This window comes from Bacillus sp. FSL K6-1006, assembly GCF_038593175.1.
In the GTDB taxonomy this organism is placed as follows: Bacteria; Bacillota; Bacilli; order Bacillales; family Bacillaceae; genus Bacillus; species Bacillus safensis.
In genome coordinates, this window is sequence record NZ_CP151970.1 from 3,606,675 (window position 1) to 3,629,396 (window position 22,722).

General features: G+C 42.1%; 19 protein-coding genes and 1 pseudogene. 9 read left to right on the forward strand and 11 right to left on the reverse strand.

What is annotated here, in order from left to right; genetic code table 11:
- Positions 1-2: 2 nt before the first annotated feature.
- Both NSS65_RS18765 and NSS65_RS18770 read right to left on the reverse strand, forming a co-directional pair.
- Positions 3-1,100 (reverse strand): saccharopine dehydrogenase NADP-binding domain-containing protein, encoded by a 1,098-nt coding sequence (locus NSS65_RS18765; RefSeq protein ID WP_070326202.1) that lies wholly within the window; start codon positions 1,098-1,100, stop codon positions 3-5.
- A complete protein-coding gene (locus NSS65_RS18770) occupies positions 1,097-1,804 on the reverse strand; it encodes a class I SAM-dependent methyltransferase (RefSeq protein WP_326135194.1) in 708 nt (235 codons plus the stop codon). Before NSS65_RS18770 ends, NSS65_RS18765 begins: the two co-directional genes overlap by 4 nt.
- A gap of 129 nt (positions 1,805-1,933) precedes the next feature.
- On the opposite strand from NSS65_RS18770, the gene NSS65_RS18775 reads away from it, so the two are divergent.
- Entirely contained in the window at positions 1,934-2,941 is a 1,008-nt protein-coding gene (locus tag NSS65_RS18775) for a helix-turn-helix transcriptional regulator (RefSeq protein ID WP_326135193.1), read from the forward strand.
- Between the two features lie 35 nt (positions 2,942-2,976).
- Here NSS65_RS18775 and yidA read toward each other — a convergent pair whose 3' ends face one another.
- A complete protein-coding gene (yidA, locus tag NSS65_RS18780; RefSeq protein WP_041118302.1) occupies positions 2,977-3,789 on the reverse strand; it encodes a sugar-phosphatase in 813 nt (270 codons plus the stop codon).
- Positions 3,790-4,090: 301 nt separating this feature from the next.
- Between yidA and NSS65_RS18785 the strand changes: the two genes are divergently transcribed.
- Positions 4,091-4,450 (forward strand): MerR family transcriptional regulator, encoded by a 360-nt coding sequence (locus NSS65_RS18785; protein ID WP_039182663.1) that lies wholly within the window; start codon positions 4,091-4,093, stop codon positions 4,448-4,450.
- A gap of 129 nt (positions 4,451-4,579) precedes the next feature.
- Positions 4,580-5,563 carry a Gfo/Idh/MocA family oxidoreductase gene (locus tag NSS65_RS18790; protein ID WP_144496463.1) on the forward strand — a complete coding sequence of 328 codons (984 nt, stop codon included), beginning with the start codon at positions 4,580-4,582 and terminating at the stop codon, positions 5,561-5,563.
- 40 nt (positions 5,564-5,603) lie between these two features.
- Here NSS65_RS18790 and NSS65_RS18795 read toward each other — a convergent pair whose 3' ends face one another.
- Positions 5,604-7,118, reverse strand: a complete 1,515-nt coding sequence (locus tag NSS65_RS18795; protein ID WP_034281394.1) for a PAS domain-containing protein — start codon at positions 7,116-7,118, stop codon at positions 5,604-5,606.
- A gap of 314 nt (positions 7,119-7,432) precedes the next feature.
- On the opposite strand from NSS65_RS18795, the gene NSS65_RS18800 reads away from it, so the two are divergent.
- Positions 7,433-8,770 carry an amino acid permease gene (locus NSS65_RS18800; RefSeq protein WP_326135191.1) on the forward strand — a complete coding sequence of 446 codons (1,338 nt, stop codon included), beginning with the start codon at positions 7,433-7,435 and terminating at the stop codon, positions 8,768-8,770.
- A gap of 31 nt (positions 8,771-8,801) precedes the next feature.
- On the opposite strand, the gene NSS65_RS18805 is transcribed toward NSS65_RS18800, so the two are convergent.
- From NSS65_RS18805 to NSS65_RS18830, 6 genes and pseudogenes are all read right to left on the reverse strand, one after another.
- Positions 8,802-9,785, reverse strand: coding sequence for a hypothetical protein (locus NSS65_RS18805; RefSeq protein WP_240491051.1), 984 nt, complete (start codon positions 9,783-9,785; stop codon positions 8,802-8,804).
- 215 nt (positions 9,786-10,000) lie between these two features.
- Positions 10,001-11,329: a GntP family permease gene (locus tag NSS65_RS18810; protein WP_034281397.1), complete on the reverse strand. Its 1,329-nt coding sequence runs from the start codon at positions 11,327-11,329 to the stop codon at positions 10,001-10,003.
- A 24-nt stretch (positions 11,330-11,353) separates the two neighbouring features.
- Positions 11,354-12,899: pseudogene (gene gntK, locus NSS65_RS18815) on the reverse strand (gluconokinase).
- Between the two features lie 185 nt (positions 12,900-13,084).
- A complete protein-coding gene (locus NSS65_RS18820; protein WP_326135189.1) occupies positions 13,085-13,942 on the reverse strand; it encodes a MurR/RpiR family transcriptional regulator in 858 nt (285 codons plus the stop codon).
- A 164-nt stretch (positions 13,943-14,106) separates the two neighbouring features.
- Positions 14,107-14,445 carry a DUF3969 family protein gene (locus tag NSS65_RS18825; protein WP_051627327.1) on the reverse strand — a complete coding sequence of 113 codons (339 nt, stop codon included), beginning with the start codon at positions 14,443-14,445 and terminating at the stop codon, positions 14,107-14,109.
- Positions 14,446-14,448: 3 nt separating this feature from the next.
- Positions 14,449-14,892 (reverse strand): hypothetical protein, encoded by a 444-nt coding sequence (locus NSS65_RS18830; RefSeq protein WP_024427564.1) that lies wholly within the window; start codon positions 14,890-14,892, stop codon positions 14,449-14,451.
- A 398-nt stretch (positions 14,893-15,290) separates the two neighbouring features.
- Here NSS65_RS18830 and NSS65_RS18835 point away from each other — a divergent pair, with 398 nt between their 5' ends.
- Entirely contained in the window at positions 15,291-16,967 is a 1,677-nt protein-coding gene (locus NSS65_RS18835; protein WP_098677070.1) for a hypothetical protein, read from the forward strand.
- 18 nt (positions 16,968-16,985) lie between these two features.
- Here NSS65_RS18835 and NSS65_RS18840 read toward each other — a convergent pair whose 3' ends face one another.
- The gene (locus NSS65_RS18840) at positions 16,986-17,882 is read right to left on the reverse strand and encodes a LysR family transcriptional regulator (RefSeq protein ID WP_046312694.1); all 897 of its coding nucleotides are present in this window, start codon (positions 17,880-17,882) and stop codon (positions 16,986-16,988) included.
- A 172-nt stretch (positions 17,883-18,054) separates the two neighbouring features.
- On the opposite strand from NSS65_RS18840, the gene NSS65_RS18845 reads away from it, so the two are divergent.
- The 4 genes from NSS65_RS18845 to NSS65_RS18860 all read left to right on the forward strand — a co-directional run bounded on the left by NSS65_RS18845 (position 18,055) and on the right by NSS65_RS18860 (position 22,717).
- Positions 18,055-19,050, forward strand: a complete 996-nt coding sequence (locus NSS65_RS18845; protein WP_044334886.1) for a LacI family DNA-binding transcriptional regulator — start codon at positions 18,055-18,057, stop codon at positions 19,048-19,050.
- 172 nt (positions 19,051-19,222) lie between these two features.
- Complete coding sequence (locus tag NSS65_RS18850) at positions 19,223-20,488, forward strand: extracellular solute-binding protein (RefSeq protein WP_046312690.1); 1,266 nt, start codon at positions 19,223-19,225, stop codon at positions 20,486-20,488.
- A gap of 146 nt (positions 20,489-20,634) precedes the next feature.
- Complete coding sequence (locus NSS65_RS18855) at positions 20,635-21,873, forward strand: sugar ABC transporter permease (protein ID WP_046312688.1); 1,239 nt, start codon at positions 20,635-20,637, stop codon at positions 21,871-21,873.
- A 1-nt stretch (position 21,874) separates the two neighbouring features.
- Entirely contained in the window at positions 21,875-22,717 is an 843-nt protein-coding gene (locus tag NSS65_RS18860; RefSeq protein ID WP_012011808.1) for a sugar ABC transporter permease, read from the forward strand.
- The last annotated feature ends 5 nt before the right edge of the window (positions 22,718-22,722 follow it).

Below are 22,722 nucleotides of genomic sequence, written 5' to 3' on the forward strand. Positions count from 1 at the left end.
TTTTATGCCGTCAAAAGGCTGGCCCTTATCGCTAATGTCTGCTCTTCCCCTGTTTTTTGATCCACCAAAGCAAAATGCCCGTTCTCATATGCTAGTGAAAATAATTCTTCAATATGAAAAATCCCTGGCTGAAACCGCCTGCTCAATAAATGCAGGACCGCAGCACAGGCGACTTGAGCTGTTGCTTGAGACTCGTCGTGTCCTTTTATTCCAAGTGCTGCATGATGAACCTTTTTCCCATCCGTCCCTGCCGCTTCCACTTTGACCGCATATTGATCTGTTCCCACTTGAGAAGATTGTATCATTGAAATGGCTCGATCCTTCATTTTCGGTAATGTAAGGAACGACGTCAGTCCAAGGCTCCTTGTAAAGGCCAATGCACCCGTCGCTAGACGTGAATCAAAACAAAGCCTTGTCGTCACAGATGGCACATGAATTGTGGAAGGCAATGTCTGTTGATCAGAGAAGGGGAATCGATAGGCATACCGCTTTCCAAGCTGTCCACCAAAGTTGACCGGTCTGCCTCCAGTAAAGCTTTTCACTCTTTTCTGCTGATCATGTTCAGTGAGTTCATATTCAGTATGGACATGATCAATCGTCCATTCAATCGCGGCTTTTCCATGCTGATCCCCCAATCCAAGCATAATCCCAATATCTATTTGATCCACTGATGAAAGCATAGAAGCCGCTTTCGCAGCTAATAAATTTGTAAGACCGGGCGCGAGGCCTACACTGAGCAAAGCCGTTGCACTGATTTGCTGCTGATCCAGCTGTGCCATTTGCTCCATATACGCCCCTTTTGCAGAAATATCGATATAATCAATGCCTGCCCTCAGAACGGTTTCAGCAAATGACGTGTCTTCTTGATCGAGACACATGATCACCAGCTTTGTTTCATTCATCCAGTCAGAATCTAATGGCTTTCTAACATCTAGTTTGTAAGGACGGACTCTGCCTTTGGTCTGCTGTGAAAATTGTTCAGCCTTCTCATAGCTTCTCCCCGCCGCAACAATTTGCCCTTTATACACTTCACTTAACTGAAGACATATTTGCTGTCCGACATGTCCATAGCCGCCAATTACCATTACCTGTGATCTCATCTCTCATCCGCCTTTCTACGACCTCGCTTGCAAACAAGCCCTTTGATCATTCCTGCCTGAAAATAAGGTCTGATGTCTCGAAACCCCGCCTCAATTAAATGTCCCCTCATTTCCTCCTCAGGCACAGGATATGTTGCACGTCCCAGTCTGTCATGAAAGGACGAAAACACTTCTTTTCCTAGACCTTGCCGCTTCATGAAAAGAGACAGCATATGAAGCTCTTGCTGAAATGCGCTGGAATTCATCTCTCCTTGTATAAATGCGAGTACAAACGGGGCCCCTGGTTGAAGCCTTTGTGCAATCTCCTGTAAAAATGGCAGCCGATTTTCTACAAAATGAATCACGAGCAGGCTCACTGCGGCATCGTAAACAGCTTCAGCAGACACCTTGTTTAATGCGGTCTCATACCATGTGACACGCGTCTCCATATGAAGCTTTGAAACCCGCTGTTTCGCCATATCCAGCATAGATGCAGAGGGATCGACTCCTGTGATGAGCCAGTCTTCTTTTCTCTGAAGCATGTTGATGATCTTTTCGCCCCCACCCGCTCCGACAGTTAGAATACGAGAGGCCGCTCCCTTTATTTCAGTTTCTAATACATCTACTGTTAACTCATGCAAAAGGTGATAGCCGGGTACTTTATGTGAAATCGTTGCTGCGTATGATTCAGCAACAGGGTCGTGCCAATGCTCGTTTCCTTTCATATGATTCTCCTCCAGTTCCTTTCCGCTTTCCATCGTTTCCTGTACACTAACGATATGACATCTTTATTGTAAAAAGAGGCACCAGAAAAAACGATCCCTAAAAGTGGGGGTTTTTGAGGAGGAGATCATGTGGTCAATCCAGCCACTCATTTTCAGCAGCTAAGGCAGCACATTCGGGACGAGCTTGCTGCTGTCATTGATTTTGATGCCGCCTGTATCACAACCATCGATCCAGCTACTCTCCTCTCGACAGGTTCCTACACTGATGAACCGATTGAAGAAATTCATGACCAGCTCTTTCAAAATGAATTTTTAAAAAAGGACGTGCATCAGCATGAGTTTCTAGCCAAAGGCCCTATTCATGCTGCGAGTCTCGTCCAAAGCGGTGAATATCTGAGCAGCGAGCGCTATCTGCATATTTTGATACCTAACGGTTGGTCTGATGAATTGCGGGCAGCCCTTGTGATCCAAGGAGAATGCTGGGGTATCGCCAGCCTTTATCGTCAACAGGGCAAGGAACCTTTTCAGAAGCGAGATATACAAGCAGTCATCGATCTAACACCGTCACTTGCAGCCAAGCTGAGAGATGAGATTTTCAAAAAAAGGGACACTGAAGATGATGATGCGGCGGAGCAGCAAGGATTTCTCATTCTTACAACTCATTACAAGCTTCTTTATGGAAATGAGACAGGGCTCCATTGGCTTCATACATTTCAAGTCTTTGAGCAAATCCATGACCAAGCCGTCATGCCCCGGCCGTTCAGAGCATTAGGCGCTAAACTTTTATACGGCGGCACCGATCAAACAGCAGCAAGCATCACAAGAATGCCTACGGGGGTCTTTCTTTCCCTTCAAGCCTTTCGATTGGCGCAGGCTGACAGGCAGGAGGAGGCTGTCATGATTCACATCAAACGAGCCCAAACAAATGATATTCTTCCTTATGCAGCGAAAACGTACAGGCTGACAGAAAGAGAGATGAACGTCCTCGACTGCTTATTAAAGGGCCAGTCGACAAAGGAAATTGCGAGTACGTTATATATTTCACCCCATACCGTTCATGATCATGTGAAAGCGATGCTGCAAAAGACGAATTTAAGCAGCAGACGTATGCTTGTTTACTTTTTCTCCAATATATAAAAAAGCGGCTACCGCACTGGCAGACCGCTCTTTTCTTATTTTCCTAAAACCAGCTCATGCAGGACATGTGCTACTCCGGCTTCATTATTAGATTTTGTTACAACATCTGCTACGGCTTTGACATCATCAATGGCATTTCCCATAGCGACGCCGCAGCCCGCAAACTCTAGCATTGAGACGTCGTTCCCGTTGTCACCAATAGCCATGACTTCTTCACGAGGAATTCCCAGCTCCTTCGCTAGAAGCTTCACGGCATTTCCCTTACTCACATCAGGATGCAGGATTTCAAGGAAGAAATCTGTACTTTTCACCATCATATACTTTTCCTTCACTTCAGATGGGATGGCTTGTATCGTTTTTTCCAAACGTTCTGGCTGATCAATATACATCATCTTCGGAAGCCTCATAGATGAATCTGCCTCTTCGACAGGTAAATACTTAAGCGGCAGTTTTGTTAAATAGGATTCAAGAACTGTGTATTCACTAATATCGCGATTCGGTGTGTATAAATTGGCTGAATCGAAATAATGCATCGGTGTATCCAGCTGACGGCTCAATTCATATAAAGAAGCTAAGTCATCATAGGATAATGTCAGCTCTGACACCACTTCATTTGTATGGCTATTTTGAACAAGTGCTCCATTATACGCGATCACATAATCTCCCTCTTGATTAAGCTGAAGATCAGCTAAATAGCGATTTACTCCGCCAATCGGCCGGCCTGTACATAAGACAATTTTAATTCCTTCTGCCTTAGCCTGTTGAATGGCTTCAAACACTTCATCCGGTACCATATGTTGATCATTTAATAACGTACCATCCATATCAATTGCGACTAATTTATACATTCACTGGTCCCCTTTTCTCAGCAAAAACGTGCTGTCACTATTTTGAGCCACCATTACGATGATGACAGGTTATTTCATTACTATTTACCTATTTTAGCCTATCGTTTTTTCTTCACGCTGTCTACTTGTTCATATCTGTAACAAATATCACATGAGTCTACTCTATTATAACGCATTCTATTCATCGCGCTGATCCCCCATTTGAAACTAGTAAAACAGAACAATCGTCCACCACTATAGAATGTTTTGAAACGAGTAAATCTAATTGTATGATGGATAGCAAAGAAAGGAGGTGCAGGGAATGATTACGTTTACGAGAGGTAAATTGTCAAAAATGTCTGGTGTACATATTGAAACCATTCGTTTTTACGAAAATGAGGGAGTGCTCCCAGAGCCAAAAAGAGCACATAACGGCTATCGTCTATATGATAAAAAATATGTACTCATGCTGTCATTTATCACGGAAGCGAGAAAGCTAGATTTCTCGCTTAAAGAAATTCGTGAAATTATCAAATCACTTTTCGAAAAACAGTCAAAAACAGAAGCTGAACAGCTGCTCGAGCAAAAAGTCGAAGATATCCAGCACTCTATTCAAGAGTTAAAAAAGAGGAAGGCAGCTATTCAATTGTTAACAAAGCAAACATTAGCAAATATCAGCTGATTGTAAGGGCTGCCAAAGGTGTGCCGGTGTTGATCACTGGCACACCTTCGCTCAGGTATCTCAGTACACGTTCAATGATAACATCGGTTATACTAGAGTCAGCTTAAACGAGTGGAAGGGGTTTTGAGAATGAACATCGCAACCATCGGAACAGGTATCATTGTGGAAGGCTTCCTGCAAGCGGTTGAACAGCTCGACGGTGCTTCTTGTCACGCTGTCTATTCAAGAAAGGAAGCAACGGCAAAGAAGCTCGCAGACAAATTTGGGGTGCAGACAACTTATACGGATCTAACTGCTATGCTAGAAGATCCTCACGTAGAAGCCGTTTACATCGCATCACCGAATCGTTTACATAGCGAGCATGCAACGAAAGCATTGAAACACGGAAAACATGTGATATGCGAAAAGCCTTTCACCTCTAATGTGAAAGAGCTGGAAGCCTTAATCGCTCTCGCAAAGGAAAAGCAGCTTCTCCTATTTGAAGCCATTACGACCGTTCATATGCCAAACTATCATTTGATCAAAAAGCACCTTCATCAATTAGGTAAAATCAAACTGGTTCAATGCAACTATAGTCAATATTCAAGCAAATATAATCAGCTGCTAGCCGGCGAAACGCCAAATGTCTTTAACCCTGAGTTCTCTGGAGGAGCGCTGATGGATATTAACATCTATAATGTCCATTTCATCATGAACCTCTTTGGATCACCAGAGCAAGTCCGATATCAGGCAAACCGCCATCCAAACGGTATTGACACATCTGGTGTTTTGACGTTCACTTACAATGATTTTATTGCGACAAGTGTCGGCAGTAAGGATACAAGCAGCATGAACTTTGCATTGATTCAAGGAGAAAAAGGCTTCATTCATGTGAAGAATGGGGCGAATGGGTGCGAGGAAGTGCTGCTGCATGTTGATGACAGGGTCATCTCACTCAATGCACAAACGAATCCAAATCGGCTGTTTTATGAAGCTGAAGCTTTTCAGCAGATCATTGAAACAAAAAATCATGAACAGTGCTATGCATGGCTTGATGAAAGTCTCTCCGTGATGAAAGTTCTTGATGCCGCAAGAAAAGATGCAGGTATTGTTTTCCCAGCAGATCAAATTTAATGAAAAAAACCGCCTTCTATGAGAGGGCGGTTTTTCACGATTAAATACTCTTTGAATACGCCACAAGACGCTGAGACATGTGATTCACTTCATCGACTGCAGCATTCACTTGCTCTGTTAAAGCAGCCTGTGTTTGCGTAAGAGCTGTCATATTCGAGATATTTTCAAGAATTTCATCAATTTGTGTTTTCATTTCCGTTAAACTAGATTCGATATTTTCCGTTGCATTGGCACTATGCAGCGCCAGCTTCCGTACTTCATCTGCAACAACAGAGAATCCGCGGCCCTGTTCACCAGCTCTAGCTGCTTCGATTGCAGCATTCAGACCAAGCAGGTTCGTTTGGTTCGCCACTTCTTTGATTAAGTCAGAAATGTTTTTCGTTTCATCTGCACTATTTTTTGCTAGATTTGCGGCAGACGTTGACTGCTCTTGAGCAACAGCAAGCTCCTGTGCTTGATTTGTCACAGAGCTAATGCCCGATACCATCTCGCTAATAGAACTTGAAAGCTGTTCTACTTGTGAAGCCATTTCATTCGCTGTTTTCTCTTTGTTTTTTTCTAACGTGATGTCACGAATGGTTCCTGCCACACGAAGAGGAACACCTTTTTCATCACGAATGGTTTCACCACCCGCATGATACCAGCGGTACTCCCCATTTTTGCGCTGCAATCTGTAATCAATATCAAACGGTGTGCGTCCAGAGTGGTCATTTAAATGATCTGCAAAGGCTTGAAGAGCCATTTCTTGATCTTCAGGATGCAGACGGTCGCTCCAGCTGCTTAACACGTTCGGGAAATCTTTTTCGTCTGTAAAACCAAGCGTTTTTCTGAACTGCGGAGACCACCAAAATTCGTTATTTGGATTGACTGGATCACCGGCCTCTACCACCATGTCCCAAGGAGCTTCGACAAGCGCACGGTTGATTAAGTCATATCTTGTGACGAATGCTTGCAGCTCTTCTTCTTTCAATTTCTGATCATGGATATCAAAAAGAGCTCCCGCCACACGAAGAGGGACACCATTTCGATCACGAACGGTCGTTCCAGTTGCTTTGAACCAGCGATAATCTCCATTTTTTAACTTTAAGCGATATTCGATATCATATGGCGTACGCCCTGAATGATCCAATAAATGCGAAGAAAATGCATCTAATGTATATTCTTGTTCATCCGGATGTATTCGAGATGCCCAGCTGTCTAATAGATTTGGAAAATCGTGCTCATTTTGAAAGCCGAGCATTCTGCGGAATTCATCCGTCCATGTGAATTCATTTTTTGGATTGACCGGGTCTCCAGCGATGACGACCATATCCCATAAGCCAACTTGAATGGCTTTTGTCACTAATTCCACCCGCATTTGAATATTTTCATGAGCTTCCTGCATCTTTTGCAAAGCTTCATTAATTTGCGCTACCGCTTCTATCGTTTGGCTTGAAGAGAATGCAGCAGTATCTAATCTTGCTGAAAGGTCTCCCTTTTCGATTCTTTCTATTAATTGGCTGCTTTCACTCAGAAGGATTCCAGCCGATGAATCATTTGCTTTTTTCATAAACATCTTTCATAACTCCTTTCAACTCTTACATTTTTGAAATATTTTACAGTTATAAACAATTCTTTATTAGGACTTTAGTAATACAAAAGATATATCGACAAAAACTGAAAATTGTTTATGTCATAAATAAGGCAAATGTTCATTTATTTGAAGTTTCATTTTTAGAATATGGATGAAATAAGGGGATTATGGATATAAGTATATGTTTTGATAGAATCAACCACTATTTTTGTCTGAAAAATCTCTTTTTTTATATTGACACTGACGTCTTGAAAAAAGAAAATGGAACATAAGCATTTTTAAAAAAGGAGAACGTCATGAGCGCGAATCAGGAGCAACAAGAATTAAAAAAGCTTTTATCACCGCGTCACATTCGCATGATTGCGATGGGCGGGGTCATTGGTACAGGAATCTTTAAAGGAAGTGCCGATACAATTGGTTTAGCAGGCCCTGGGGTCATTTTTTCCTATGTATTTGCTGGATTGCTGCTCCTCATTGTGATGGCAGCATTAGCCGAAATGGCCATTGTGTATCCGGGAAATAATCTTCGCGACCTTATACAAATTGCGCTTGGTCAACGTTTTTCATTTGTCGTCGGCTGGGTTTATTGTTTTATGTGGCTCACTGTATGTGTCATTGAGATTATTGCAGCTGGCAGTCTGCTTCAATACTGGCTGCCGAACGTGCCGCTATGGTCACTATGTTTACTTTGTTCACTCTTAGTCATCGGAATTAACTTAAATAATGTAAAATACTTTGGTGAAATTGAGTTTTGGTTCGCTGGAATGAAGATTTTCGTTATTATTGTCTTTATTATTCTTGGTGTAGCATTATTATTTGGGATCATTCCAAACGAACAAAGCACACCAGCCTTTACCAACTATCAAAACTTCGTCCCGAACGGATGGGGTGCGATCTTTGCATCACTTTTAGTGGTTATTTTCTCTTATGGAGGCTCTGAATTGATCGGGCTGACCATTACTGAAACAAAGGATGCGGAGAAGGTCCTGCCTGGAGTAGTCAAAAGTATGATGTGGCGGATTATCTTATTTTACACATTGCCGATTTTGATCATCTGCGGCCTTATTCCTTGGAATCAAATTGACCCAAATAACAGTCCTTTTGTCCAAGTCTTTTCTGCTGCTGGTATGCAAGGCGCCTCTCACTTCATTAATTTCGTCTTGATTACAGCCGTTCTATCTGCGGCTAATTCCGGAATTTATGGAACGACGAGAATGATTCATTCTCTGGCTAAATCAGACGGCGGTCCGAAAAAACTGGCACGAGTCAACAAAAGAGGCGTACCCATTTTAAGTTTATGGGTTACCGTTCTATTTCTTCTTATCGGAACATTTTTTGCTTACTTATATCCGGACCAAATTTTCAGCTATATGCTGGCTATTCCTGGTTTTGCTGTTTCACTCATTTGGATCAGCATTTGTCTGGCACATCTGAAACTGCGTCCAAAATATCCACAGGAGCCGTATTTCAAGGTGTGGCTGTTTCCGTATCTAACTTTATTTGCAGGTCTTGTACTCAGTTTGAGCTTTGTTTTGTTCCTATTCAGACAAGAAAACCTGCCTAGCTCCATTATCAGCATTGGTTTCTTAGTCGCTGCCATCATCGCTTCATTCTTAATGAAAAAGAAGGCTTAAACGCCAAAACCCGCCGAATTGGCGGGTTTTTTTATGAGCTGCTATCTTCTGTTACCTCAAAATCAATTGACGCTTTTGGAATGCCGTTGATAATAATCGTTAAAGTATGGGTTCCCTCATAGTGCTTTCTCGTCGTCATATTTTGAAAGGACTGAGACCTGATAAATTCTCTATCTAACGCTGAACTTGTTTCAAACTCTGTGATTTTAAATACCTTTTGATTGCGGGTACCCCGAGCTTTGACGTAGTCTATGGCATACTCTACACGCAGCTTTAGTGGCTTAGCGGCCTGAAGTGTAAATTGAAAGGTCATTTTCTCTCCAATACGAATAGGGTCTTGCACTACTTTCAAATCTGTCACTTGAACAGATGGATCATCCCCATAGCCAAACAAAGCCATGATATCTGGATCGCCTTTTTTTAGTAAGGTACGAGATGCATGTTTGATGATCCAGTTCGTATGTTCATTCGTTCCATACCAGCTTTTAGCCGTCTTCTTCATCAAATCAGGCTGAATTGCAGAAATATCATTTAGGTGGTTCGCTACACTTTTTTGCACATAGCGCGCTGGGTCCGACTTCAAGTTTTCTAGAATAGGCAGCGTAACCGAAGGATTCTTTTTAAGCGCAGGAACAGTTAATCCCCATGGCAAACGTGGTCTGCATCCTTCACTAGCCAGCCGCCGAATATGCTCATTTTGATTCTGTGACCATACAAGCATTTGCGCCAGCATTTTGTCTTGATCCTGAATCAGAAAAGGCCGAACGGCAAATTCAGAAGTGGAAAAAGGCGTAAAGAATTCGAGCGCCTTGATCGAGATATCCCAATGTGCTAGGCCATATGTTTCGACGTAGTCTGGAAATACAAGCGCACTAAGTCCTGAAAAATGCGGGGCTGTCTGACGCAGCACTTCAATGGCCTTCTCATAATCCTTAGGCAGACAGGCATGCATCGATTCAGTGACTCTTCTCATTCTGCCTTTTAACTCAAGCTGCTGCCAATCCTTTTGAAACACAAGCCGCTGGAATTCTTCAGCATCAAACCCAGTCGACGCTTGTGCAAGTTTCTCCGCTAATTCTTCAATAAATAATTCATGATAAACGTGTTTTAATGGTTCGATCGTGTACGCCTCCCGCTTCTCAATATCTTTATTTTACCCCAATCTGACAAAGGTGGTATTGCCAAAAGCAAAAACAGCCCAATTCCGAAGAATCAGGCTGTTGCGTTTCACTATATAAACATATTAATGATCATAATAAATGCAATAGCACTAACAGAAATGATCGTCTCCATAGCCGTCCATGTCAAAAACGTTTCTTTAATGGTCATACCAAAATACTCTTTGATCAGCCAAAAACCAGAGTCATTGACGTGAGACAAAATCAACGAACCCGCCCCTGTTGCTAACACTAGAAGCTCTCTGCTCACATCCGGCATAGTTGCAGCAATCGGTGCGACAATACCTGCTGCCGTCATCATGGAGACCGTAGCAGAACCTGTTGCCACACGAATAACCGCAGCAATCAGCCAGCTAAGCAAAATTGGCGAGATTGGCGAATGCTTGGCTAAATCCGCAATATATTCACCAACACCCGAATCGATGAGCACATTATTGAAAGCCCCGCCTGCTCCAATGACAAGCAAAATGGAAGCAATCGGTCCTAAACACTCATTACTAAAGGAAAGCACCCGGTCACGGCTCATTCCTTGCACAAAGCCAAGACTGAAGAAAGAATACACCGTTGCAATCAGCAGTGCTGTAATTGGATCTCCAATGTACTTAAATACCTGATACCAAATATTGTCCTCTGGTAAAATAATATCCGCCAGTGTGGCAAGAAGCATTAAAATCACTGGCACCAAAATCGTAAACATCGTATTTGCAAAGCCGGGAAGTTTTCGATCTTCATTGCGTTCAGTAAATTGCTTTCTCAGCAGCTCTGGAACTGGTTTATGAATCCGCTTTCCAATCCACTTTCCATACAGCGGCCCAGCAATAATAGCTGTCGGCAAACCGACAATAATGGAAAAGAAAATGGTTTTCCCCACGTTGGCATGATAGATGCCGACAGCTGCCATGGCAGCTGGATGAGGCGGCACAAGACCATGAACGACAGACAATCCAGCAATGAGCGAAATCCCAATTGTCACGAGCGAGATGCCCGTTTCAATCGCAATCGTAAACAATAAAGGAATGAGAAGAACGAATCCGACCTGAAAAAAGACAGGTATTCCCACAATAAAGGCAACAAACATCATCGCCCAATGCACATTTTTCGTCCCAAACCGGCCGATTAATGTGTGAGCAATCCGCTCAGCTCCACCTGATTCAGCCATCATTTTCCCGAGCATGGTTCCAAGCGCTAGAACTATGGCGAGCAATGATAACGTATTGCCTAACCCCGTTTTGATGGATTGAATGATTTCCTGCAGGTCCATCCCTGTGGCAAAGCCGACTAACATAGAGGTAATAATTAAACTCACAAACGGATTCAACTTAGCAACTGTTATGAGGATGAGTAAAAGGACAATTGCGGCAATCACGATGAATAAAAGCATGCTCTCCCACCTTTTCCCTGATGTTTAATGATTTTGTTTTAATTGAAGCGCACTAATGACATCAAATTCATCCTTGAGTTTGTCATAGAGACGCTCATATAAGTAAAACAGTTCTATGTATGTTTCATTGTTCTCCATATTGGGTTCATGACGGGCAGAGATTCGAATCCAATCTTGAACCTCTTCTATCTCTTCCATATAACCTAAACTATGAAGTGCGAGGACAGCCGCCCCAAGTGCTGATGCCTCGTAGCTTTCTGGAACAAGTACTTCCCTGCCCATCGTATCCGCTAAAATTTGCCGCCACAGCGGAGATCGCGCAAATCCGCCCGACGCCCTGACATCCTTAGCTGAACCGGTTAAATCCCTTAAGGCCACACCGATTGAGAAAACACTCATAATGACGCCTTCTAACACAGCTCTGATAAAATGCTCCCGCTTATGCTGAAGACCAATCCCAAAGAAAGTGCCTCTCGCATTTGGATTCCAATAAGGTGCTCGCTCACCTGTTAAAAATGGCAGAAACAGCAGCCCCTCTGATCAAGGCTGGAACTTTTTTCGCAATGTCAATCATCAGGTCGTAAGGGTCCACTCCAAGGCGCTTTGCTACCTCTACCTCCGAGGATCCAAATTCATCCTTCAGCCATCTCAGCATGATCCCGCCATTATTCGTCGGTCCTCCAACCACCCAATGCTTATCAGTCAGCGCATAGCAGAACGTTCTTAATTGTTCATCTGTTATTGGTTTGTCCACGACCGTACGGACTGCACCGCTTGTCCCAATCGTGACAGCCACCTCACCTTTTCCAATCGCTCCCACACCTAAGTTCGCTAGAACCCCATCATTCGCACCAACAACAAATGGTGTATCTTCCGCAATGCCCATTCGCAGGGCGATCTCTGGCTGAAGCCCTCTCAGCTGATACGTCGTGGGAACAAGTTCAGACAATTGATCAGCTTCAATTCCAGCAATACGCAGCGCCTGCTCATCCCATTGAAGCGTTTCCAAACGGAACAGTCCCGTTGCTGAAGCGATTGAATAATCGACGACATACTGACCGAAGAAATGATAAAGAATATATTCTTTGATGGAAATGAATTTAGCTGCCTTCTTAAAGACATCAGGTGCCATTTCCTTGATCCACCGTATTTTTGAAAGCGGTGACATTGGATGAATCGGCGTGCCGGTTCTTTTATACACTTGGAAGCCGTCCATGTCTGAAGTGATTCGCTTGGCTTGTTCTGCACTTCTGTTATCTGCCCAAATGATACTGTTCGTTAACGCCTTGCCATCCTTATCCATCACAATCAAGGAATGCATCGCTGTACTAATCCCGACGCCTATGAGATGTTTTGCATCAAATGCTGCTTTCGTCAACGCACCTCTTACACTTGCAATGACGGCTTCTAATATATGTTCAGGGTCCTGTTCAACCCATGCTGGCTGGGGCTGAATGAGATCATAAGGAACCGAATGCTTTGCTATCACTTTCCCCTGTGGTCCAAACAGAACCGCCTTTGTACTTGTTGTTCCAATATCCAAACCAATTACCGCCTGGTTTCCCTTCATCTGTATCACGCCCAATCATTGATTTGAAATCATATTTTATTGTTTTGATATAGCTGTTAAATCCCATTATAGGAATAATTTTTTCGACATTCAACGACTAAAAAGAAAATTATTTTCACTTAAAAGCTCAAAATCGTTACCACAACGGCATTTTTCACTAATAGAAAAATTTATTTTTGAAACCATTACACCCTTTTTTGTGAAATGGTTTCTCTCATTTGTTTTAAATTTGTTAAAGTTTCCTGCTGTCTTAAGTGAGCAAGTGCAAAGTATAGTACGTCAATGACAGTGAGCTGAGCAAGTCTTGCAGACATCGCTTCTGTTCGAAAAGCCGTTTCTTGCGTCGAAGTATACAACGTGACATCAGCAAGCTGGCTCAATGGGGAGCGCTGATAACTTGTAATACCGATGGTTTTCGCTCCTTTTTCCTTTGCTGTTTTCATTGCATCGAGTAAATCTTTATTACGGCCAGAATGAGATATACCAATCACTGTACTGTGCTGGTCGAGAAGACCGGCAGACATCGCTTGAAAATGGGAATCGGTGTGAACAATACAGTTGATGCCTGTCCTCATAAATTTATGAAAAGCGTCTGTTGCAATAAGTCCGGACCCGCCACTCCCATAAAACTCTAAGCGCTTTGCTTCATGAATGATTTGAATGGCTTTTTCTACATCCTCTGGATTCAGTAATTGAAAGCTATCCTTTAATGCAGATATATTCGCCTGAAAAACCTTTTGCATAAAAACGGCCGTATCATCATCAAGACTCATTTCTTCATCTACATAATCAGGCTTTGTTTGATCTATTTCCTGGGCAATTGCAATCTTCAAATCTTGAAAGCCCTCAAATCCAAGCCTTTTACAAAGACGAAAAATCGTTGCCTCTGAACTAGCTGTTTTTTTGGCAAGCTCGACAATAGACAAATGAATAATGTCGCTGGGTTCACTCGTAATATGTTCTGCAATTCCTTTCAGCTTTGGCGGCAATCCTCTGCTTGCTGCTCGTATTTTTTCAATACTACTTAAACTGACAGAAGCCAATTGACTTCACTCCTTCCTTATTCATGTGAGCGCATACATTTCCTCATGTTCCCATCTTATAAAAAAGAAGCCTGTTTGCACAGACTTCTTTATTTATGAATTCATCGTTTTGATCAATAGATGAAAACAGATTTACTCAAAATTTTATAATATACACTTTTAGCTCAATAATCTACCACATTATTTTTAACTTCATTTTCTGTATTTCTTTCCAGGAATTTTAAGCATTTTACCCTTATTTCTTCTAAACTATCACTTAATTCTTGTGGTATTAAACTTTCTACATCTTCAAGTTCTGTTCCCAAATGAAGGATATTTATCAGTTCTTCATTTATCCCTTTCTTCTTTAAAACATCGATTGTTCGTGGACTGAACATGAGCTTTTCCGCTTCTTCTATAGTGATTAAACCTTCTTTTAGCGATATGATTATACCAATGATATTTATAACAATAATCCTATCTAAATCTTCATGTGAAGAATATCTTAGTTCTATTTTATTCATAAATCATTTCACACTCCAACCTTTTTTAACTTTCACATCATACACCAAACCAGATTTACTTTGAAAATAATGTACAGAAACCTTTTTTCCGTCTTTATAGCCATCTTTATATACTTTTTTCCAAGTCCCTCCTTCAATCTGTTTTAACTCAGATAACAACTTCTTATTATTTACTGTAACTTTTTTAGTCCCATTTTGAACAGCTTTAAAACCAGCAGGATATTTAGGGGCATATTTTATTGATTTATACAAATGTTTACTTGCTTTCACCCCGTTTACAAAAATAGTTCGAATGACAAGACCCCATACAGCATCGGCTTCTTTATAACCAATTTGGACACTTTTGTCTCTTGAAGAAGCCTCTCGATTAATATTGAATGTTACAGACGGTGAAAATAACGATACAATTAAAGTAAAAATAATGAGAAAAGGGATACGTCTTTTCAATTTAAATTACCTCCTAATATTAACTATATAAAAAATAATATAACATAATAGGAATATTATAACTATTTCATTCTGTAGAAAATTAAAATGAATCTTTATACTGTTTAAAAGATATCTCTGTCTTTTAACATCTTATTTATTACAATATAAATTCATAAAGTAATGAATAAAAAGAATATACACTCCTCGGAGATAAAAATTAATGTTTACGTCCACAAAATATTCACTAAAATCTAATCATCTAGCGCAAGGACAATATCATTTAACCTACCGAAATATTAAAAGGCCCTTTTCAACTCATTTTTTCATAAAATCGAATTGGTATGATTCTTCTGAATCTTTTCCCCCTCACACTCGTATATACTAAAAGAGTGATTGATTTGAAAGGAGATCTGTTTGTGGGATATATTTTGTTATTTTCGGTTGTGATCGGTCTTGTCTTGACCCTTTTGCTCACACCGCTCAGGTTGATCGTTAGAAAGAAAGGGACAAAGCAGCAGGTGCCGCTCATGTGGATTGCTGGCCTTGCTTTGCTGTTCATGATCGGTATTTTTGTTTTCTATTACATCACCAATTTAGACCGGAACCCTTCATCTCTATGGCTGATTGGACTTGTTGTGACAGCAGCAGGAGCCTTTTTGTCGGTTGGATTGGAGCGTAAAATCAAAGGCGTGCTGTTTCTTATTCTATTGCTGCTCGGTGTTTACATGGCGACAGCTTTTCTATTCAATGCGAATGAGAAATTCGATGTCTCCAAAATGGAGCAAAAAGTAGAAATCAAAGCATTTGATGAAAAAGAAACACCTGCGAGTGTGCCGCCTCAATTTGCCCGGAACAAAATGAAGAAATCGTTCGGACAGGTGCCAAACACAAGCTACTATGAGCTTGGCAGCTTGCAAATTCAGAAGGTCAACGGTGAGTATGTATACATCGCTCCAGTGGAGTTCTCGGACTTCTTTAAATGGATTCGTGCAGGCAGCACGCCGGGTTACTTCACATTAAGTGCGACCGACTCCTCTGCTAATCCAAAGTTCGTGAAAACGGAGATGGTCTATACGCCTTCCTCCTATTTCAACAAAGAAATTGAGCGGCATATCCGTCTCCAGTACCCAGATTTGATTTTCTACGGCGGTACACAGCTGGAAATCAATGATGACGGCAAGCCTTATTACATTCAAACGTATGGCGATTTCATCTCTGCCCGAAACGGCTTTAAAGCTTCCGGTGTCGTCGTTGTTGATGCCAAAACGGGTGCAACGAAGAAATATGCTCTAGATCAAGTACCTGCCTTTATCGACGGTGCTGTTTCACCAGAGGCGGTCAGTCTGCAAAACAGCTATTTCGGAAACTATATTCACGGATTCTGGAACAGTATGTTTGGAAAGTCAGATGTCAAGCTGCCTTCAGATGAAGGAACGGAAGCCAATGTGAGCCCGGTATTTGATTCAAAAGGAGATATGTATTACTTCACAGATTTCACAAGTCCGAAAGAGGGCGTTGATTCTATGCTCGGATATGCCCTGACCAATGCCCGAACAGGAAAAGCGACTTATTATACCGGAAATCTTGAAGAATCCTACATGGATTCTCAGGGCGCTCTGCAAATTATTGAGAAACGATTCATCGAGAAGAAATGGAAAGGGCGCATGCCGATTCTCTATAATTTCTATGGAGAAGCCAGCTGGCTCACACCGGTTCTCGATTCAAATGGATTCCTGCAAAACTACTTTATCGTTTCTGCAGCCAATCCAGAAATCGCTGCGTATGCTTCTACACCAAACGAAGCACTGAGAGCCTATAAGACAGCTCTTCAAAAAGGCGGCGGTACCGTTAACAGTTCCTCTAAGCAGGAAAAGAAAGAAGCGGCAGGGAAGGTCAAACGAGTCTACAAAGAAAAGACCGGTGATTATACAACCGTCACCTTCCTGCTAGACGATGGAAAAAGCTACACTATGTCATCTGAAAAGGAACCTCTCGTCATTTATTTAAAAGAGGGCGATCAGGTCACCATGAAATATACAGATACAGGTGAGATCTTCCTTCCAGTCGATGAAATCAAAATTAAAGGGTTATAAAAAAAGAAGCTTCTCCTATTACGGAGAAGCTTCTTCTTTCTCTTTCCTTAACAATTCAACGAGCAATTCCTTATTTTTATTTCCCCCGGTCATCGGTGACTCGACATAGGAGAACTTTCGTTTGAAATCCATGCCTCTCACAGAAATAACAGCCAATTCACCGCCAATGCTGCCTCGCTGGAGGACATATTTAGATAAAACAGAAAGACCCATTCCATGGATCACAGCTTCTTTAATCGCTTGATTGCTGCTAAAGGTCACAAAGGTTCGCGCTTTCAGTCCATTTGATTTCAGGACATGCTGTAAATATTCTCCTGTCCCTGATCCCTCTTCTCTCGTAATCCATGTTTCGTTCTGTAATTGATCAATGGTGACATCTTTTTTCTTGGCAAAAGGATGATCTAATGGCGCCACAATATAAAGTTCGTCCTCTAGAAAAGTTTCTACAGAAAGCTCCTTGTCATTGGTCTGTCCCTCGATCAAACCGATGTCGACATGGAATAAACGGACATGTCTGGCGATCGCCTCTGTATTATCAATGACCACCTCAATATCAACATGCGGATAGAGCTGATGAAACTCTGCCAATATTTGCGGCAGCACATACTCACCAATTGTGAAGCTCGCCCCGATGGTCAGCTTTCCTCTTGCCAAATGATGATGCTCATAAATGTCCTGCTTCGCCTGTTCATAAAGACGAATGATTTGTTTTGATCGATGGTACAGCATATCCCCAGTTGGTGTAACGGTTAATTGCTTTGGTGAACGATTCAGCAGAACGGTCTGGAATTCCTGCTCCAAGTTCTTAATATGAAGACTGACACTCGGCTGAGAAATTCGCAGCTTTTGGGCTGCTTTTGTAAAGTTCTTCTCCTCCACCACTGTCACAAATGTCTTCAGTGCATCGTAATACATCGGTCCCTCTCCTATCAGAAATCTTAATCCAACACCTTACCTATATATATCTTACTAATTCCTCTCCAGCACGTAAAGAACCGCCTAAACGAAAACAATTTAATAAAAATATTTACTAATTTTTTTAAAGACTCTATACTAAGAGGAGATATTTTCTATAGGAGGTGCTGATTTGGCAGCTAAAATAAAGGACATTGCAGAAAAAGCAGGCTTATCCATTGCAACGGTATCTCGCGTACTGAACCAAGATCCCAACCTATCCGTCACCGATCAAACACGCGAAAAAGTATATGCCGCCGCAGAAGCTTTGTCCTACCAAAAGAAGACATTCAAACATTCATTAAAAAAAATCGCCTTTCTCTATTGGATGACCGAAAAGGAAGAGCTTGAAGATATTTATTTTAAATCCATTCGACTCGGCATTGAGGAACTCACCAATACTCGGAGCTTAAATGTCACCGCTTACAATCCGTCTGATGGGCTTCATTCTATTGATTCTGCTACTGAAGGAATCATCGCCATCGGCCGCTTTAAAACGTCAGAGCTTGACCAATTATATGCGATCACTCCGCATATTGTCTTTATTGATACAACGCCAGATGAAGACCGTTTTGATTCTGTAAAGCCGAACCTGAAACGAATTGTTGAAAAGATCATCGATTCCTTTATCGAAAAAGAGCACCAATCCATTGGATTCATTGGCGGTACAGACCTTGATCTCAATACGAACGTGCACATTCCAGATATTCGTGAAACGACTTTCCGTGAATACATGCTGGCCCGCCATATGCTTGATGAGCGATTGGTCTATATCGGCCACCATTTCTCAGTAGATGAAGGCTATTCGCTGATGATGAAGGCGATCGACGAGCTTGGTGATGATCTGCCCACCGCTTTTTGTGTCGCTAGTGACCCTCTTGCCATCGGCTGCTTACAAGCATTAAATGAGCGCGGATTTTCTCTGCCGAATCGCGTCAGCGTCTTTAGTATCAACGATATTCATGTGTCTCAATATGTGTCGCCGCCGCTCACCACGTATCACATCCATACGTCATTACTTTGTGAGACAGCGATCGATTTACTTTTAGAAAGACTTGTGGACGGCAGAACATTGCCTAAGACTGTTCTGATTGCCTCAGAGCCTGTCTTTCGAAAAAGCACCATATAAACAAACTGGAAGTCCTGCCAAAGTGGAGGGCTTCTTTTCTCTCTATATGAGTAAAAAATTTTACTTAATAAATTTAATAAAATGTGTTTACTTTTTTTACTTAAGTTGATATTCTCACATTAAGAAAGCGTTTTCTTATCATCTGTGAAAAAAGAACGAGAGGGGATTACCAATGAAAAAGGGAAAATGGGCGACATTATCAGCAGTCGTTGGTACTGCTGTGCTTCTGCTTTCAGCATGCGGGCCAGGAGATGACAATTCAAGCGGGACACAGCCAGCATCTACAGGTACAAAGACCTTGCTAGTATGGGAGGATGTCAAAAAGTCTGATGGGATTCAAGACGCTGTAAAAGAATTTGAAAAACAAAACGATGTGAAAATCAAAGTGGTCGAAAAAGCGTATGCCGACCAAATTGAAGCTCTCCGCCTTGATGGAGCAGCTGGGACAGGCCCAGACGTCATCACGATGCCTCACGATCAAATTGGATCAGCTGTCACTGAGGGGCTGTTACAGGAAATCAAGCCTGATCAAAAAGTGATCGATTCCTTTACAGACGAATCCATTCAATCACAAACGGTAGACGGCAAGCTGTATGGCCTTCCTAAATCCGTTGAAACGACAGTGCTTTTCTATAACAAAGACCTTGTCAAAAAGGCACCAACTACACTTGATGGCTGGTATGACCTTTCGAAAAAGCTGACAAAAGACGGGAAATACGGTTTTGTAGCGAAATGGGATGAAATTTACTATGCACAAAGTGTGTTAGGCGGATCAGGAGGCTATATTTTCAAACAGAAAAGCGATGGCTCCTATGATGTCAATGATATTGGTCTTAATAACGATGGCGCCATCGAAGGCGGAGCATACATTCAAAAATTCTTTAGCGAAGGACTTTTCCCGAAAGGCATCATTGGTGAACAAGGAATCAATGTCCTCAACTCCTTATTCACAGAGAAAAAGGCCGCAGCTGTCATTTCTGGTCCATGGTCATTTGGTCCATATAAAGAAGCAGGAATTGACTATGGCGTAACAGAGCTGCCAACACTCCCTAACGGAAAGCATATGAGCTCCTTCTTAGGTGTAAAGAGCTACAACGTCTCCTCTTATTCTAAAAATAAAGAACTTGCTGAGAAATTTGTTGAGTTTATCACGAATGAAAAAAATTCGAAGAAGCGATTCGAAGTGACAGAGGAAATTCCACCAGTGAAAAAGCTGATGAAAGATCCAATCATTACTAAAAACGCAAATGCGGATGCTGTTTCAAAACAAACAAAATATGCCACGCTGACACCGAATACCCCTGAAATGGCAGAGGTGTGGAAGCCGATTGACAGCGCATTAGGTCTCATTGCAACCGGCCGGACAGATGTGAAAAAGGCATTTGATGATGCCGTCAATCAAATCGACTCTCAAATTAAAGCAAACCATTCTAAATAATCATCAAACACGGGTAGCCTTTAAGTCTATCAAGCTGCCCGTATTTGAGCTAATTTCATATGAAGTAGGTGTTAGACGTGACGGGTAACCTTGAACTAGACCGCACACACATAGTGGAATCAAAGACACACCGGAGACGGGCGCTAATGTTCTCTCTTATACCCGGTATGGGGCAGATGTACAACAAGCAGTACGGCAAAGGGGCACTTTTTTTCCTGTTCGGTGTTTCTTTTTTCATCGTATTTTATGATTTATTCAATATTGGCTTCTGGGGGCTGTTCACACTTGGTACGATGCTGCCTCGTGACAACTCTGTTTTTCTTTTGGCAAAAGGGATTATTGCGCTGTTAACAGCTGGTTTTGGTATCGGCTTTTACGTACTCATGATGCGTGATGCTTTTATGAACGGAAAGAAACGTGATCAAGGGGTTCCGCTCCATTCCATCCGAGCTCAATATCATCAGCTGATCGACCAAGGCTTTCCTTACTTAATGAGCACTCCTGCTTTCTTTTTACTTCTTTTTTCTGTTGTCTTTCCTATTATGTTCAGCTTTGCGCTTGCCTTTACGAACTACGATTTATACCACTCGCCTCCTGCCAATCTGATCGATTGGGTAGGGATCAAGAACTTTCAAAATATCTTTTCAATTGATATTTGGAGAGACACTTTCATTGATGTACTTGGCTGGACCGTCGTATGGACGCTCGCTGCTTCGACCCTTCAATGTGCTGTCGGCATCTTTCTAGCGGTTCTGCTCAATCAGAAGGATTTAAAAGGAAAACGGTTTTTTAGAACCATTTTGATTCTCCCTTGGGCTGTTCCGGGTTTTGTGACCATTTTGGTGTTTGCCGGACTGTTCAACGATACATTTGGAGCCATTAACAACACACTTTTTGCATCGATTGGAATTGATCCAAAACCATGGCTGACAGATCCATTTTGGAGCAAAATTGCCCTCATTGCGATGCAGACTTGGCTTGGATTTCCTTTTGTTTTCATTATGACAACCGGTGTTCTGCAGGCGATTCCAGAGGATCTATACGAAGCTGCGACCATTGATGGGGCAAACTTCTTTCAGAAATTCCGGTCCATCACGTTACCGCTTGTCCTTTATTCCATTGCGCCTATATTAATCACGCAATATACGTTTAACTTTAACAACTTTAATATCATCTACTTATTTAATGGCGGAGGACCGCCTGTGGCTGGCTCAACTGCTGGGGGAACGGACATCTTGGTTTCTTGGATTTACAAACTCACGATGCAGTCTTCTCAATATGCACTTGCTGCCGCTGTCACGATTTTACTTTCAATCTTTGTCATCGCCATTGCACTCTGGCAGTTTAAGAGAACGAATTCATTCAAAGAGGAGGACATGATGTGATATGGGATCAAAACAAAACAAGCTCATTCGCCTGAGCATCACATATTTTATCCTTTTCATTGCCTCCATTTGTATTCTATATCCACTGCTTTGGACGATCGGTGCTTCCTTTAACCCTGGGAACAGCCTCATGAGTACAAGCATGTTTCCGAAGAATCCAACGTTCAGCCACTTCACAGAACTCTTCTTCGGTCAGGGGGCACTTTATGCAAAATGGTATTGGAACTCAATGAAGATCAGCATTGCGACTATGCTCTTAACGTTGATACTTGTCAGCTTTACAGGTTATGCCTTTTCTAGGTTCCGATTCAAAGGACGCAAGAATGGACTGATGCTCTTTTTGCTGCTGCAAATGATTCCTCAATTTTCAGCGCTGATTGCCATTTTTGTATTGGCTCAAATGCTTGGACTCATTAACAGCCACCTTGCCCTGATTTTGATTTATGCAGGTGGACAAATTCCGATGAATACGTATTTAATGAAAGGCTATCTTGATGCGATTCCAAAGGATCTCGATGAATCAGCCAGAATGGACGGCGCAGGGCATTTCCGGATTTTCATCCAAATTATTATGCCGCTCGCCAAGCCCATCTTAGCTGTTGTCGCAATCAACTCATTTACAGGTCCACTGGGTGATTTCATCATCTCCAGTGTCATTGTCCGCTCACCCGAAATGTATACGCTCCCAATCGGTCTGTACAATCTTGTGTCAGATAAAATGGGTGCCAGCTACACGACCTTTGCAGCCGGGGCTTTACTCATTGCAATTCCAGTTGCTTTATTGTTTCTTGTTTTACAAAAACAATTTGTATCCGGCCTTACACAAGGCGGGACAAAAGGATAAGGGGA

Bases quoted from the DNA above. Each gene is read 5' to 3' on its own strand.
- NSS65_RS18840 (WP_046312694.1), bottom strand. From the start codon at position 17,882: ATGTATTACGATGCACTGAAGACATTTGTGACAGTGGTGGAGGAGAAG.
- NSS65_RS18850 (WP_046312690.1), top strand. From the start codon at position 19,223: ATGAAAAAGGGAAAATGGGCGACATTATCAGCAGTCGTTGGTACTGCT.
- NSS65_RS18825 (WP_051627327.1), bottom strand. From the start codon at position 14,445: ATGAATAAAATAGAACTAAGATATTCTTCACATGAAGATTTAGATAGG.
- NSS65_RS18790 (WP_144496463.1), top strand. From the start codon at position 4,580: ATGAACATCGCAACCATCGGAACAGGTATCATTGTGGAAGGCTTCCTG.
- NSS65_RS18765 (WP_070326202.1), bottom strand. From the start codon at position 1,100: ATGAGATCACAGGTAATGGTAATTGGCGGCTATGGACATGTCGGACAG.
- NSS65_RS18800 (WP_326135191.1), top strand. From the start codon at position 7,433: ATGAGCGCGAATCAGGAGCAACAAGAATTAAAAAAGCTTTTATCACCG.
- yidA (WP_041118302.1), bottom strand. From the start codon at position 3,789: ATGTATAAATTAGTCGCAATTGATATGGATGGTACGTTATTAAATGAT.
- NSS65_RS18855 (WP_046312688.1), top strand. From the start codon at position 20,635: ATGTTCTCTCTTATACCCGGTATGGGGCAGATGTACAACAAGCAGTAC.
- NSS65_RS18785 (WP_039182663.1), top strand. From the start codon at position 4,091: ATGATTACGTTTACGAGAGGTAAATTGTCAAAAATGTCTGGTGTACAT.
- NSS65_RS18860 (WP_012011808.1), top strand. From the start codon at position 21,875: ATGGGATCAAAACAAAACAAGCTCATTCGCCTGAGCATCACATATTTT.
- NSS65_RS18795 (WP_034281394.1), bottom strand. From the start codon at position 7,118: ATGTTTATGAAAAAAGCAAATGATTCATCGGCTGGAATCCTTCTGAGT.
- NSS65_RS18770 (WP_326135194.1), bottom strand. From the start codon at position 1,804: ATGAAAGGAAACGAGCATTGGCACGACCCTGTTGCTGAATCATACGCA.
- NSS65_RS18810 (WP_034281397.1), bottom strand. From the start codon at position 11,329: ATGCTTTTATTCATCGTGATTGCCGCAATTGTCCTTTTACTCATCCTC.